Genomic DNA, 15,336 nt, shown 5'->3' with positions numbered 1-15,336 from the left:
GCCGATCCATCCCCTACCTTTACCTGCGGCGGGGGAGACCCCAGGTGGCGACCGCTCGATGCAAGGTGCTGGAGGATCCGTGGACCTGTCCCTTTCGACTCGCACTGTTTCCGGTCCGGGCGGCGACCGCACGGTCGTCGAGGTCGGTGGCGAGATTGATGTGTACACCGCGCCCAAGCTGCGGGAGCAGCTGGTCGAGCTCGTCAACGACGGCAGCTACCACCTGGTCGTGGACATGGAGGGCGTGGACTTCCTCGACTCCACCGGCCTCGGTGTGCTGGTCGGCGGGCTCAAGCGGGTGCGTGCCCACGAGGGCTCGCTGCGCCTGGTCTGCAACCAGGAGCGCATTCTGAAGATTTTCCGGATCACCGGTCTGACCAAGGTGTTCCCCATCCACGACTCGGTCGAGGCGGCCGTCTCGGCGACCGACTGACGGCCCCGCGCCGACCAGTTGGTTCGCCCGGGAACGGGGAGCCGGGCCCGGCCAGGGTGCCCGGGCCCCTGTCCGACGTACGCCCGAAAGTCCGAGGGGGAGGCCATGGCCACCGTTGAACTGCGCTTCAGCGCCCTGCCCGAGCACGTCCGCACCGCCCGTCTGGTCGCGGCGGCGGTGGCGCGCCGCGCCGGGGTGGACGAGGCCGTGCTCGACGAGGTCCGGCTGGCCGTCGGCGAGGCGTGCACCCGCGCCGTCGGGCTGCACCGGCTCAACGGGGTCGAGTTGCCGGTACGGGTGGTGCTGACCGAGGAGGAGAAGAAGTTCTCCATCGCGGTGGGCGACGAGATCCCGACCGCGCCGACCGTTCCCGCGGCCCGCGCGGAGGGGGAGACCTCCGGCCGTCCGGCACCCGCTCCGGCGGGCGAGGAGGCCGGGGAGGAGGTCGAGATGGGGCTCGCGGTGATCAGCGGGCTCGTCGACGACGTCGAGGTGATCGAAGGACCCACCGGCGGCGTCATCCGGATGAGCTGGCCGACGACCCCGGCGATCACGCTCCCCTGACCCCGGGACCACGGGGCCCGGGCGACCGCCGAAACGGCCCCCGCCCGTCCCGCCCCGGCCGCGCCGTACCCGCGCCCGCACCGCGTCCACCCGAAGCCCGCTGAAGCCCTCCGGCACCCCGCCGCGAGGGCTTTTTCCGTCCGCCCCGGCCCCCTCGTCCGGCCCCGGAGCCGGCCACCCTCCGTCCGGCCCCGTAGCCGGGCCTCCACCCGTCCGCCCGCAGCCGCGACCCGCCCGCCCCGCAACGCCCCGCCGGCCGCCGCGCCCGACCACAGCGGCCCCCCACGGCGCCCCACGGCGCCCCACCACCGCGGCCCACCCCGGAGCCCCCTCACGGCATCGGCCGAACCTGCCTCCACTCTCCGAACGCGCCTCCGCCACAGCAGCCACACCCGCATCCGGAATCAATGGCGTGCGTCCACCCGACCCCTTTGCGTTCACTTGATCAAGTGATTTTCCGTGGGGGGCGGAATTGTCGGCGGGGCGGTCCTGGCAGGCGAATTCTCGTATCCGCGCTCTGTTTTGATCCCGCGTTGATCCCTACAATCCGTCCATCTTTGCTCAGCTCGCCTGAGCGCCGTGGCTGTTGCCGTCGCAGGAGCCGCGCGCCCGTGTGCCAAACGTCAAGGAGGACGAATGGCGGGGCTTCTCACCCCTCATCTGCAGGAACATGTGCGGGAACTAGGAGTGCACGATCTTTCCCAGGTTCATCAGTCTCATCAGCTTCATCAACTTCCCCTTCTCCACCGGAGTTTCGCCGCGCCCGCCGTACTGACCGGGGGCAACCGCGAACTCGTTCTGGCCATCGCCGCGGTGGCGGTGGTCGCGCTGCTCGTCGCGGTGGTCCTGGTCCGCCAGGTGCTCTCCGCGGACGAGGGCACCGACAGCATGAAGCGGATCGCCGCGGCCGTGCAGGAGGGCGCCAACGCCTACCTCAAGCGGCAGTTGCGGACCCTCGGCGTCTTCGCCGTGGCCGTCTTCTTCCTGCTGATGCTGCTGCCCGCCGACAACTGGTCGCAGCGTCTCGGGCGTTCCCTGTTCTTCCTGGTGGGCGCGGTCTTCTCGGCGGCCACCGGCTACATCGGCATGTGGCTCGCGGTACGGAGCAACGTGCGGGTGGCCGCGGCGGCACGGGCGGCCACGCCGGGGCCCGGGGCGCCGCCGGCGGACCTGACGAAGGTCTCGCACCACGGCATGAAGATCGCGTTCCGGACCGGTGGCGTGGTCGGCATGTTCACCGTCGGCCTCGGGCTGCTCGGCGCCTCCGTGGTCGTCCTGGTCTACCGGGCCGACGCCCCCAAGGTGCTGGAGGGCTTCGGTTTCGGCGCCGCGCTGCTGGCGATGTTCATGCGGGTCGGCGGCGGCATCTTCACCAAGGCCGCGGACGTCGGCGCGGATCTCGTCGGCAAGGTCGAGCAGGGCATTCCCGAGGACGACCCGCGCAATGCGGCCACGATCGCGGACAACGTCGGCGACAACGTGGGCGACTGCGCCGGTATGGCGGCGGACCTCTTCGAGAGTTACGCCGTCACCCTGGTGGCCGCGCTGATCCTGGGGAAGGCCGCGTTCGGCAATTCCGGGCTGGCATTTCCGCTGCTCGTACCGGCAATCGGTGTGATCACTGCGATGATCGGAATCTTCGCCGTCGCACCGCGCCGCAACGACCGAAGCGGAATGACCGCGATCAACCGGGGCTTCTTCATCTCCGCTGTGATCTCCCTCGGCCTGGTCGCCGCCGCCGTCTACACGTATCTGCCCGCCCGCTTCGCCGACCTCAAGGGCGTACCGGCGGCGATCACCGGCCACAGCGGCGACCCGCGGGTCTTCGCCCTGGTCGCGGTGGCCATCGGGATCGTGCTGGCCGCGCTCATCCAGCAGCTCACCGGGTACTTCACGGAGACCACCCGGCGCCCGGTACGGGACATCGGCAAGACCTCGCTCACCGGGCCGGCCACCGTGGTGCTCTCCGGCATCTCCGTGGGCCTGGAGTCGGCGGTCTACTCGGCGGTGCTGATCGGGCTCGCGGTCTACGGGGCGTTCCTGCTGGGCGGCGGTTCGCTGATGCTCGCCCTCTTCGCGGTCGCGCTGGCCGGCACCGGCCTGCTCACCACGGTCGGGGTGATCGTGGCCATGGACACCTTCGGCCCGGTCTCCGACAACGCGCAGGGCATCGCCGAGATGTCCGGTGACGTGCAGGGCGCCGGCGCCCAGGTGCTCACCAACCTGGACGCGGTCGGCAACACCACCAAGGCGATCACCAAGGGCATCGCCATCGCCACCGCGGTCCTCGCGGCCACCGCGCTGTTCGGCTCGTTCACCGACGCCATCGCCACCGCCCGGGACAAGGTGGGCGGCGCCGCCCACGGCCTCGGGCTGAGCCTGGACATCTCCCAGCCCAACAACCTGGTCGGGCTGCTGCTCGGCGCGGCCGTCGTCTTCCTCTTCTCCGGACTGGCCATCAACGCCGTCTCCCGGTCGGCCGGTTCAGTGGTCTTCGAGGTGCGCCGGCAGTTCCGGGAGAGGCCCGGGATCATGGACTACTCCGAGAAGCCGGAGTACGGCCGGGTGGTCGACATCTGCACCAAGGACGCGCTGCGTGAACTGGCCACCCCGGGGCTGCTCGCCGTCATGGCCCCCATCCTCGTCGGCTTCGCGCTCGGCGTCGGTCCGCTCGGCGCCTTCCTGGCCGGCGCGATCGGCGCCGGCACCCTGATGGCGGTCTTCCTGGCCAACTCCGGCGGCGCCTGGGACAACGCCAAGAAGCTGGTGGAGGACGGCCACTACGGCGGCAAGGGCAGTGAAGCGCACGCCGCCACCGTCATCGGCGACACCGTGGGCGACCCGTTCAAGGACACCGCGGGCCCCGCGATCAACCCGCTGCTGAAGGTGATGAACCTCGTCTCGCTGCTCATCGCGCCGGCGATCGTCACCTACTCCTACGGCGGCAAGGCCAGCGTCGGGCTGCGGGTCGGCATCTCGCTGCTGGCGCTCGCGGTGATCGTCGTCGCGGTCTACGTCTCCAAGCGCCGGGGCATCGCCGTCGGCGACGAGGGCGGCAACGAGTCCGCGCCGCGGTCCGCCGACCCCGCCGACCCGGCGGTGGTGTCGTAGCCGCGCGGAACGACAGTACCGGCGGCGGGCGGTGTGCCCGGGCGACGAGCCCCGGGTACGCCGCCCGCCGCTGTCCAGGGGCACGCGCCGGTACGTACGCGGACGCCCCCGGGGCCCCGTACCCGTACCGGCAAATGGCTGCAATACCGGGCAAAGCGGCTGATCGACTCGCGGGCGGCACCCGCTTTGCGTGTATGTTCCGGGGCCGTAGAGCCACGGAAGGAACCACCGGTGAACAAGAAGCTCATTGCCGCGCTGTGCGGGACGGCGACCTTGACGCTGGCGCTCGCCGGGTGCGGCGGCGGCTCCGGCACGAACAGGGCCGACGACTACGCCAAGAAGATCTGCGACCAGTTCCAGCCGCAGCGCAAGAAGATCGAGGCGGCCAACGACTCGATCACCTCGGTCTCCACCGGCGACCACAAGCCGAACGACGTCAAGAGCACCGACTCGGCCGCCTTCCAGCAGCTCTCCGGCGCCTACAAGGCGCTCGCCGACGCGGTGCGCAACGCCGGCGCCCCGCCGGTGGACAACGGCGCCCAGATCCAGCAGAACGCGGCCAAGCGGTTCGACGACGCCTCGTCCTCCTACGCCGGGCTGAAGAAGACCGTGGACGGCCTCGACACCTCCGACCAGGGCAAGTTCGCCGACGGCCTCACCAAGGTCGCCGCCAAGCTCAGCACCCTCGCCCGCAGCAGCGACGACGCGCTCAACAAGCTCCAGTCCGGCGACGTCGGCAAGGCCATGAACAAGCAGCCCGGCTGCAGCAGGCCGACCTCCTCGCCGACGATCTCCCCCTCGGCCGCCGCCTCGCGCGCCGCGTCCACCGCCCCGTCCGCGTCGAAGGGCGCCACCACCTCGCCCTCCGTGTCGAAGTCGGCGGTCGCCAAGAACGGCTGACGCCCGGCTTTTGGCGACAATGGCCGGGTGAGTGACAACAGCCTGACCCCCGCCGGGATCCCGGTCCCCGACGCCGCACGCACCGCCCGGCTGCGCGACGCCCTGCGGGCCGCCGCCTTCACCGCCGACGGCTGCCTCGACCTGCTGGGGGCGACGGCCTACGCCGCGCTCTCGCGCAGTGAGACGGTGCCCGCGCTGCGCGCCACCCGGGGCGGGACCCCGCTGGAGACGCTGGTGCGCCTCTTCCTCCTCCAGCGGCCGGTCCCCCGCGCCCGCGCCGCCGAGGCGCTGCCCCTCCAGGACGCCCTGGCGGACGGCTGGCTGGTGCCGGTCCCGCCGGGGGAGACGGAATCCGGTACGCCGGACGCCGTACGCGCCACCGTGGACGTCCGGCCCTACGCCGGCGCCGAGGGGCGTGACTGGTGGATCGTCTCCGACCTGGGCTGCTCGGTGGGGGGAGCCGCCGGGGCGCGGGCCGGGGCGCGCGGCGCCGACGCGACCGGCACGGCCGCCGACGCCGACCGCGCCGGCCTCGTCCTCGGGGTCGGCGGCGCCTCCACCACGCTGGCCGGCATCACCGTGCGCACCCCGGTCGCCCGCGCGCTCGACCTCGGCACCGGATCCGGGGTGCAGGCGCTGCACGCCGGCGACCACGCCGTCCAGGTCACCGCCACCGACCTCAACCCGCGCGCGCTGGCGTTCACCCGGCTGACCCTCGCCCTGTCCGGGGCGCCCGAGCCCGATCTGCGGCAGGGCAGCCTCTTCGAGCCGGTGGCCGGCGAGCGCTTCGACCTGATCGTCTCCAACCCGCCCTTCGTGATCTCGCCCGGCGAGCGCTTCGTCTACCGCGACGGCGGCATGGCCGGCGACGACCTGTGCCGCACCCTCGTCCAGCGTTCCGCCGAGCACCTCACCGAGGGCGGCTACTGCCAGCTTCTGGCCAACTGGCAGCACGTCGAGGGGGAAGACTGGCGTGAACGCGTCACTTCCTGGGTGCCGGCCGGCTGCGACGCCTGGATCGTCCAGCGCGAGGTGCAGGACCCGGCCGAGTACGCCGAGCTGTGGCTGCGCGACGCCGGCGACCACCTCGGCGACCCGCAGCGGTACGCGGCCCGGTACGACGCCTGGCTGACCGAATTCGAACGGCGGAAGGTCAAGGGCGTCGGCTTCGGCTGGATCACGCTGCGCCGCACCGACGCCGCGGTCCCCGTGGTGGTCGCCGAGGAGTGGCCGCACCCGGTCGAGCAGCCGCTCGGCCCGGAGATCCGCCGGTGGTTCGAGCGCCAGGACTTCCTGCGCGGCCACGACGACGCCGCGCTGCTGGCGGCCCGATTCCGGCTGGCCGACGGGGTGGTCCAGGAGCAGGTGGGGCTGCCCGGCGCCGAGGACCCCGAGCACGTGGTGCTGCGCGCCGGGCGCGGGATGCGCCGGGCCACCAAGGTGGACACCGTCGGCGCGGGCTTCGCCGGGGTCTGTGACGGATCCCTCACCGCCGGACGCATCCTGGACGCCATCGCCGACCTGCTCGGCGAGGACCCGGTGGTGCTGCGGGACCGTACCCCCGAGGCCATCCGCCTCCTGGTCGAGCAGGGTTTCCTGGAGCCGGCCGACTGACCGCGCCGCCGCCGTCCCCGGGGCCACGCGACCCCCGGGGCGGGTGGCCGGATCGGCTCGGGCCCGTTCCCCGGGCGTCGGGCGGACATGGATGTCCGTGGGCGGGAAGATATGAAGTCGGGTTACCGTTCGAGTGGCGTTGCGGACTTTTCCCGTTTGACACGGGGGCCTGGGTTACGGTCACACTCCGCAGCGTCACCCTTCCGATCCGGAGAGAAGAGCCGAAGTTGTCCCCGACCACCGAGACCGCACAGGGCGGCCGTCGCCTCGTCATCGTCGAGTCGCCCGCCAAGGCGAAGACGATCAAGGGCTACCTCGGCCCCGGTTACACGGTCGAGGCGAGCGTCGGGCACATCCGCGACCTGCCCAACGGGGCCGCCGAGGTGCCGGCCAAGTACACCGGCGAGGTGCGCCGCCTCGGGGTGGACGTCGAACACGACTTCCAGCCCGTCTACGTCGTCAACGCGGACAAGAAGACGCAGGTCAAGAAGCTCAAGGAGCTGCTGGCCGAGTCGGACGAACTCCTGCTGGCCACCGATGAGGACCGGGAGGGCGAGGCGATCGCCTGGCACCTCCAGGAGGTCCTCAAGCCCAAGGTCCCGGTGCGCCGGATGGTCTTCCACGAGATCACCAAGGACGCCATCCAGGCCGCCGTGCGCAACCCCCGCGAGCTGAACAAGCGGCTGGTGGACGCCCAGGAGACGCGCCGCATCCTCGACCGCCTCTACGGCTACGAGGTCTCCCCGGTGCTGTGGAAGAAGGTCATGCCGCGGCTGTCGGCCGGCCGGGTGCAGTCGGTGGCCACCCGGCTGGTGGTCGAGCGCGAGCGGGAGCGGATGGCGTTCTCCTCCGCCGAGTACTGGGACCTGGTCGGCACCTTCGGCACCGGCCGGGCCGGCGACCCCACCGACCCCGGCACCCTCACCGCCCGGCTGACCTCGGTGGACGGCCGCCGGGTCGCCCAGGGCCGCGACTTCGGCCCCAACGGACGGCTCAAGGAGGGCTCGGCCGTCCTGCACCTGGACGAGTCGGCCGCGCGGGCGCTGGCCGCGGCGCTCGCCGACACCCGGTTCGCGGTGCGCTCGGTGGAGTCCAAGCCCTACCGCCGCTCGCCGTACGCGCCGTTCCGCACCACCACCCTCCAGCAGGAGGCCAGCCGCAAGCTGGGCATGGGCGCCAAGGCCACCATGCAGGTGGCGCAGAAGCTGTACGAGAACGGCTTCATCACCTACATGCGGACCGACTCCACCACGCTGTCGGAGACCGCGATCTCCGCCGCCCGGACCCAGGTCACCCAGCTCTACGGCGCCGACTACCTGCCCGACAAGCCCCGCGTGTACGCCTCCAAGGTCAAGAACGCCCAGGAGGCGCACGAGGCGATCCGCCCCTCCGGCGACCGCTTCCGCACCCCCGCCGAGACCGGCCTGACCGGCGACCAGTACCACCTGTACGAGCTGATCTGGATGCGCACCGTCGCCTCCCAGATGAAGGACGCGGTCGGCCAGTCGGTCACCGTCAAGGTGGCGGGGCGCTCCGCCGACGGCCGGGACGCCGAGTTCTCCGCCTCCGGCAAGATCATCACCTTCCACGGCTTCCTCAAGGCGTACGTCGAGGGCGCCGACGACCCCAACGCCGAGCTGGACGACCGGGAGCGCCGGCTCCCCCAGGTGACCGAGGGCGACCCGCTGACCGCGCACTCCCTCGACGCCGACGGTCACTCCACCAAGCCCCCGGCCCGCTACACCGAGGCGTCGCTCGTCAAGGAGCTGGAGGAGCGCGAGATCGGCCGCCCCTCCACCTACGCCACGATCATGGGCACCATCCTCGACCGCGGCTACGTGTTCAAGAAGGGCACCGCGCTCGTCCCCTCGTTCCTCTCCTTCGCCGTCGTCGGCCTGCTGGAGAAGCACTTCGGCCGGCTGGTCGACTACGACTTCACCGCCAGGATGGAGGACGACCTCGACCGCATCGCCCGCGGTGAGGCGCAGGCGGTGCCGTGGCTGCGCCGGTTCTACTTCGGCGAGGCCGCCGAGGGCCAGGCCGGGGTCGCCGCCGACGCGGGCAACGGCGACGGCGACCACCTCGGCGGGCTCAAGGAACTCGTCACCGACCTCGGCGCCATCGACGCCCGCGAGGTCTCCTCGTTCCCGGTCGGCGACGGCATCGTGCTGCGCGTCGGCCGCTACGGCCCCTACGTCGAGCAGGCCGTCACCGGCGAGGACGGCGAGGAGACCAGCCGCCGCGCCGACGTCCCCGACGACCTGCCGCCGGACGAGCTGACCGTCGACTACGCCAGGGAACTGCTGGCCAAGCCCACCGGCGCCATCGAGCTGGGCACCGACCCGGCCACCGGCCACACCATCGTCGCCAAGGACGGCCGCTACGGCCCGTACGTCACCGAGGTGCTCCCCGAGGGCACCCCGAAGACCGGGAAGAACGCCGTCAAGCCGCGCACCGCGTCGCTGCTGAAGTCGATGGCGCTCGACACGGTGACGCTGGAGGACGCGCTCAAGCTGATGTCGCTGCCGCGCGTGGTGGGCACCGACCCCGAGTCGGGCGCCGAGATCACCGCGCAGAACGGCCGCTACGGGCCGTACCTGAAGAAGGGCACCGACTCCCGGTCGCTCGACTCCGAGGAGAAGATCTTCACGGTCACCCTGGAGGAGGCGCTGGCGATCTACGCCCAGCCCAAGCAGCGCGGCCGGGCCGCCGCCAAGCCGCCGCTGAAGGAACTGGGCACCGACCCGGTCAGCGAACGCCCCGTGGTGGTCAAGGACGGCCGCTTCGGCCCGTACGTCACCGACGGCGAGACCAACGCCACGCTGCGCCGGGACGACGACGTGGAGACCATCACCCCCGAGCGCGGCTACGAGCTGCTGGCCGAGAAGCGCGCCAAGGGCCCGGCGAAGAAGGCGACCGCCAAGAAGGCCCCGGCGAAGAAGGCCCCGGCGAAGAAGGCGACGGCCGCCAAGAAGACCACCGCCGCGAAGAAGACCGCCGCCAAGAAGACCACGGCGGCCAAGAAGACGACGGCCAAGAAGGCGACCGCCAAGAAGGCCACGTCGGCCGCGGCCGGCACCGCCGTGGCCACCGACGACGGCGAGTGACCCCCGTCGGCCGCCCGCCGTCCGGCCCACCGGGACCGTGCACCACGGCACCCCGGTGCGCCGGGTGGCAGGAGTAGGGACGTCCGCTTTGGTTAGGCTGGCAGGATGACGCGTCCCGAGCAGCCCATGGGCGGGCCCGAAGAAACCCCCGCCGCGGACCGTGCCACGACGGCGTTCTCCGACGCACTCGCCGCGGACTCCCGCGAACGTGCCGTACGCGCCCTGCTGCGCGTCCCGTCCCTGCGCAAGCTGTGGACGGCCCAGCTGACCGGGTCGGTGGCCGACCGGCTCGGGGTGCTGGCCCTGGTGGCGCTCGCGGCGCAGGCGGCGGACGAGGCCCAGTCGTTCGGCGGCGGCTACCGCGGACTGGCCTTCGCCGTCGCGGCCGTGCTGGCGCTGCGGGTGCTGGCCGCGCTGCTCTTCGGCGCCGTGCTGCTGGGACCGCTCGGCGCGCTGATCACCCCGGTCGCCAGGCCCGCCGCGAAGACCGACGGCAAGGGCGGTTCCGGTACGCGCTCCGGCGCCCTGCTCGACCGCCGCTGGACCATGATCGGCGCCGACGCGGTCCGCCTCGGACTCCTCGTCGTCGCCCCGCTGTGGATCGACTGGGTACCCGACACCGCGCTCGCCTGGCTGCTGGTCACCGCCTTCGTCTCCGGCGTCGCCGAACGCGTCTGGACGGTGGCCAAGGACGCCGCCGCCCCGGCGCTGCTCCCCGCCCCCGCCCCGTCCGGCCAGGTGACGGCGGCCGTCCCGGACCGGCTCGACGCGCTGCGCCGGCTCGACCTGCGCACCGGCTTCACCGCGCTCCCGCTGGCGGCGGCGGTCCTGATCGTCGTCTCCCTGGTGAGCGAGCTGATCGCGGTCGGCTCCACCTGGTTCGACCTGCACCAGGTCGCGCTCGCCGGCTACCTGGCCGCCGGGCTCTTCGCCGCCTCCATCACCGTCCTGTACTCGCTGCACCTGCCGGACGCCGCCGCCCCGGCCGCCGCCACGGCACCGGACGAGGCGGCGCCGGCCGGGAGGACGCCCCGGCCGCGCTCCCCGCTGGAGGGCCTGCGGCTGCCCAAGGGCCCGGCCGGCGCCGAACGCGGACGCACCGGAGCCCTGCCCGTCCTCGTCCTGGCCTGCGCCGCCGTCGCCGCCTCGATCGCCGCCGCCGCCGCGCTGGCCGTACTGCACGGCGCCGACCTGGGCGGCGGCCCGGTCGAGTACGGCATCCTCACCCTGGCCCTGACCGCGGGGCCGGTGCTCGGCATCCGCACCGCGCGCCGGGTGCTGCCCGCGCTCTCCCGCCGCCGCCTGCTCAGCCTCGCCGTCGCCGTCACCGGCGTCGCCCTGCTCCTGCTCGGCCTGGTGCCGGACCCGACCACCGAACTGCTGCTCGCGCTGGTCGCCGGGTACGCCGCCGGGGTCGCCGCCAACTGCGGCCACCTGCTGATCGACCAGGAGGCCGAGGAGCCCCGCCGCGCCCGCACCACCGACCACCTGCACGCCGTGGTCCGGGTCACCGTCGCGGTGGCCGCCGTGGTGGCCCCGGTATTGGCCGGGGTGATCGGCCCGCACCGGGTGACCGGCGCCTCGTTCACCTTCGACCACGGCGGCGCCGCCTACACCCTGATGCTCGTCGGCGCGCTGCTGCTGCCGGTGGCCGCGCTGGTGCTCGGCAAGCTCGACGACCGCGAGGGAGTGCCGTTCCGGCGCGACCTGCGTGAGGCGCTGCGCGGCGGCGACCCGGCGCAGCGGCCCTTCCCGACCGGCTTCTTCATCGCCGTCGAGGGCGGCGACGGAGCCGGCAAGTCCACCCAGGTCCAGGCGCTCGCGGAGTGGATCCGCGGCAAGGGCCACGAGGTCGTGGTGACCCGGGAGCCCGGGGCCACCGCGATCGGCAAGCGGCTGCGCTCCATCCTGCTCGACGTCTCCAGCACCGGCATCTCGCACCGCGCCGAGGCCCTGCTGTACGCCGCCGACCGGGCCGAACACGTCGACTCGGTGGTCCGGCCGGCCCTGGAACGCGGCGCCGTGGTCATCTCCGACCGCTACATCGACTCCTCCGTCGCCTACCAGGGCGCCGGACGCGACCTCGCGCCCACCGAGATCGCCCGCATCTCTCGCTGGGCCACCGGCGGCCTGGTGCCCCACCTCACCGTCCTGCTCGACGTCTCCCCGCAGACCGCGCGGGACCGTTTCACCGAGGCCCCGGACCGCCTGGAGTCCGAGCCCCCGGAGTTCCACGAGCGGGTACGCGCCGGTTTCCTCACCCTGGCCGCCGCCGACCCCACCCGTTACCTGGTGGTCGACGCCGGTCAGGAGCCGGATGCGGTGACCCGGATCGTCCGCCACCGGCTCGACCAGGTGCTGCCGCTGTCCGAGCAGGAGATCGCGGCCCGCGCCGAGGCCGAGCGCAAGGCCGCCGAGGAGGCCCGCAGGCGGGCCGAGGAGGAGGCCGCCCTCAAGGCCGAGGAGGAGCGCAAGGAGCGCGAACGCCAGGAGACCCTGGCCCGGCTGCGCGCCGAGGAGGAGGAGCGCAAGCGCCGCGAGATCGAGGAGGCCCGCCGCGCCGAGGAGGCCCGCCAGGCGGAGGAGGCCCGCAAGCGCGCCGAGGAGGCCCGGCGCCTCGCCGAGGAGGAACGCGCCCGCCGCGAGGCGGAGGAACGCGCCTACCGCGAGGAGCAGGAACGCCTGCGCCGCATGAAGGAGGAGCAGGACCGGCTGCGCGCCGAGGCGGAGGCCCGCCGCCTGGAGAAGCAGCGCAAGGCCGAGGAGGCGCTGCTCCGCGCCGAGCACGCCCGCCTCGCCGCCGAGGCCGCCCGGGTGGCCGCCGAGTCCTCCCTGGCCCCCGAGCCCCCCGCCGAGCCGCGGGACGCCGAGGCGACCCGCACGGTGCAGACGCCGTCGCCCTCCGAGCCCCGGCCCGCCGGTGGATCGGATGCGCCGGGTGCGCGGGGTTCGTCCGGCGGTTCCGGTGGCTCCGGTGCGTCGTGGGACGGTGAGGCGACGCGCACGGTGCAGACGCCGTCGCCGTCCGGGCCCGGTGCCCGGAAGGCTTCCGGCGCGTCCGAGCCGTCCGGGGACGAGACGCGGACCGTCGAGACGCCGCGGGTCGAGCCGCCGTCCGGGGGTTCCGCCGGTGGGACGTCCGCGCCGCGGGCCCGTACCGGCGACGAGGCCACCCGTACCGTCGAGGTGCCCCGTCCGGTCGACGCCGACGAGACCGCCGTGCTGCCGCAGGCACGTCCCGACGCGGTGCCCGCGCAGGGCCGTCCGGACGCCGAGGAGACGGCGGTGCTGCCGCAGGCGCGTCCGGACACGGAGGAGACCACGGTGCTCCCGCAGGTCCGGGAGGTGCCCGGCGCCACGGACGAGACGGCGGTGCTGCCCCCGGTCCGGCAGGGCGGCGGCGACCCGGCCGACCGGGTGCCCGCCTGGCTCTTCCGGCAGGGCGGCGACGGCGCCGCCCCCGAGGCCCCCGCCGACCGCACCCGGGAACTCCCGGTGGTCGACCCGGCCCAGGGCGACGCGTCCGCCGAACACCCCGACGCGTCGGCCCGCCGCCACCGGCCCCGCCCCAGCTGGGCGGAGGAGACCCCGCTGGACGACCTGCCCACCCTCGCCGACGAACTCCTCGGCCCCTACGACGACCGGGAGGACGGCCCCGGCCGCAAGCGCGACCGGTGACCGGCGGGTACGGACGGCCGACGGCCCGGTGTCGCCACGACCCGGGCCGTCGTTGTCGGTGTTGTCAGTGGGGTGGCCCACAATGGTGTCCACGGGCGAGGCAGGTCTTCAGGGCCCCGGCGGCGGGGAAGGAGTGAGCGGATGTCGGTGTGGGACGACGTGGTCGGCCAGGGGCCGGTGGTCGAGCAGCTGACGGCCGCCGCCCGGGACGCCGACGCGCTGGTGAGCCACGCTCCCGGTGCCGCCGTCGCGGTGGACTCCACGGCGGGCGAGGAGCCCCGGGCCGCCTCCCGGATGACCCACGCCTGGCTCTTCACCGGTCCGCCCGGCGCCGGCCGTGCCACCGCCGCCCGGGCCTTCGCCGCCGCCCTGCAGTGCGTCAGCCCCGACCGCGCGCTCGGCGGCGCCCCCGGCTGCGGCTTCTGCGACGGCTGCCACACCACGCTGGTCGGCACCCACGCCGACGTGGAGGTGGTCGCCACCGATCAGCTCTCCATCGGCGTCAAGGACACCCGCGACCTGGTCCGCCGTTCCTCGATGTCCCCGGCGGGCGGCCGGTGGCAGGTGATCGTCCTGGAGGACGCCGACCGCCTCACCGAGGGCGCCGCCAACGTCCTGCTCAAGGCGGTCGAGGAGCCCGCGCCCCGCACGGTGTGGCTGCTGTGCGCGCCCTCCGTGGACGATGTGCTCCCCACCATCCGTTCCCGTTGCCGTCATCTGACGCTGCGCACGCCGCCGGTGGACGCGGTCGCCGACGTCCTCGTCCGCCGCGACGGCATCGAGCCCGCGCTCGCCGCCATGGTCGCCCGCGCCACCCAGGGCCACATCGGCCGCGCCCGCCGCCTCGCCACCGACGAACGCGCCCGCGCCCGCCGCGCCGCCGTCCTGCGCCTCCCCCTCCAACTCGGCGACATCGGCGGCTGCCTCAAGGCCGCCCAGACCCTGGTCGACTCGGCCACCGAGGACGCCAAACAGGTCGCCGACGAGACCGACGCCAAGGAAACCGAGGAACTGCGCGCCGCCCTCGGCGCCTCCGGATCCGGCAGCCGCCTGCCCCGCGGCACCGCCGGAGCCATGAAGGACCTCGCCGACCGCCAGAAACGCCGCGCCACCCGCACCCAGCGCGACACCCTCGACCTGGCCCTCACCGACCTCGCCGCCTTCTACCGCGACGTCCTCGCCGTCCAGCTCGGCTCCACCACCCCCATAGCCAACGCCGAGGCCGCCGACGCCATCGACCGCATAGCCTCCACCAGCCGCCCCGAACACACCCTGCGCCGCATAGAAGCGATCCTCGCCTGCCGCGAAGCCCTCGACTCCAACGTCGCCCCCCTCCTGGCCGTCGAAGCGATGACGATGGCCCTGAGAGCGGGCTGACCCCGCCGCCGAGCGCCGCCGAAGGACACGGCGTTCCCCGCGCCGGGGCGGGCCCGGGGTGCACGGGCCGGGCCCGGGCGTCGCTGCGCACCACCGGGCGGGTCGGTACGCCCACGGGAAGCGGACGCTGGGGCCACCGGGTACGTACACCGGCGCAGCGGTCCGCCCGTGTCTTCTGTTTCCCCGCCGCGTTCCGCTGCCGCTGTGGCGCCGACCGAGAGCCGGATGCGTGGGCCGGGCGTGGTCCCCGCTCCGGTGTCGGCTTCGGCGGCGTACGGGCCGTTGGTCACGTGCCATCGGCGGCGTGGACGACGGCGGTACGCGCAACCGGCACGGCACTTCGCCGTGGGCGCCGGTGGGCTCGCCCTGGCGTCGGTGCGTGCCACCGGGTGGGACGGTACGGCCACGGGCGGGGCGGGCGCTGGGGCCGCCAGGCGGTACGCGCAACCGGAACGGTCACTCCGCCGTGGGCGCCGACCCGGGCCTGGACGGGTGGGCCCGCCGTGGCGTCGGTGCACGCCACCGGGCGGGGCGGGCGCTGGGCCGCCGGAG

Annotated in this window: 8 protein-coding genes; all 8 read left to right on the top strand. The window is 74.0% G+C overall.

Annotated elements, in window-relative coordinates; translation table 11 throughout:
• Positions 1 to 79 precede the first annotated feature (79 nt).
• On the top strand, positions 80 to 433 hold the full coding sequence (locus SCATT_RS13390) for an STAS domain-containing protein (protein WP_041824701.1): 354 nt from the start codon (positions 80 to 82) through the stop codon (positions 431 to 433).
• 105 nt (positions 434 to 538) lie between these two features.
• On the top strand, positions 539 to 997 hold the full coding sequence (locus tag SCATT_RS13385) for an ATP-binding protein (protein WP_014143598.1): 459 nt from the start codon (positions 539 to 541) through the stop codon (positions 995 to 997).
• Positions 998 to 1,633: 636 nt separating this feature from the next.
• Positions 1,634 to 4,108 carry a sodium-translocating pyrophosphatase gene (locus SCATT_RS13380; RefSeq protein ID WP_014628021.1) on the top strand — a complete coding sequence of 825 codons (2,475 nt, stop codon included), beginning with the start codon at positions 1,634 to 1,636 and terminating at the stop codon, positions 4,106 to 4,108.
• 231 nt (positions 4,109 to 4,339) lie between these two features.
• Positions 4,340 to 5,008 carry a hypothetical protein gene (locus SCATT_RS13375; RefSeq protein WP_014143596.1) on the top strand — a complete coding sequence of 223 codons (669 nt, stop codon included), beginning with the start codon at positions 4,340 to 4,342 and terminating at the stop codon, positions 5,006 to 5,008.
• Between the two features lie 27 nt (positions 5,009 to 5,035).
• Positions 5,036 to 6,622 (top strand): DUF7059 domain-containing protein, encoded by a 1,587-nt coding sequence (locus tag SCATT_RS13370; protein ID WP_014143595.1) that lies wholly within the window; start codon positions 5,036 to 5,038, stop codon positions 6,620 to 6,622.
• A gap of 227 nt (positions 6,623 to 6,849) precedes the next feature.
• Positions 6,850 to 9,729 (top strand): type I DNA topoisomerase, encoded by a 2,880-nt coding sequence (topA, locus tag SCATT_RS13365; protein WP_014143594.1) that lies wholly within the window; start codon positions 6,850 to 6,852, stop codon positions 9,727 to 9,729.
• 105 nt (positions 9,730 to 9,834) lie between these two features.
• On the top strand, positions 9,835 to 13,407 hold the full coding sequence (tmk, locus tag SCATT_RS13360; protein WP_014143593.1) for a dTMP kinase: 3,573 nt from the start codon (positions 9,835 to 9,837) through the stop codon (positions 13,405 to 13,407).
• Between the two features lie 141 nt (positions 13,408 to 13,548).
• On the top strand, positions 13,549 to 14,784 hold the full coding sequence (locus SCATT_RS13355) for a DNA polymerase III subunit delta' (protein WP_014143592.1): 1,236 nt from the start codon (positions 13,549 to 13,551) through the stop codon (positions 14,782 to 14,784).
• Positions 14,785 to 15,336 lie beyond the last annotated feature (552 nt).

This window comes from Streptantibioticus cattleyicolor NRRL 8057 = DSM 46488, assembly GCF_000240165.1.
Lineage (GTDB): Bacteria > Actinomycetota > Actinomycetes > Streptomycetales > Streptomycetaceae > Streptantibioticus > Streptantibioticus cattleyicolor.
The sequence above is the reverse complement of the archived record's forward strand: the minus strand, read 5'-3'. Positions and strand labels throughout refer to the sequence as shown.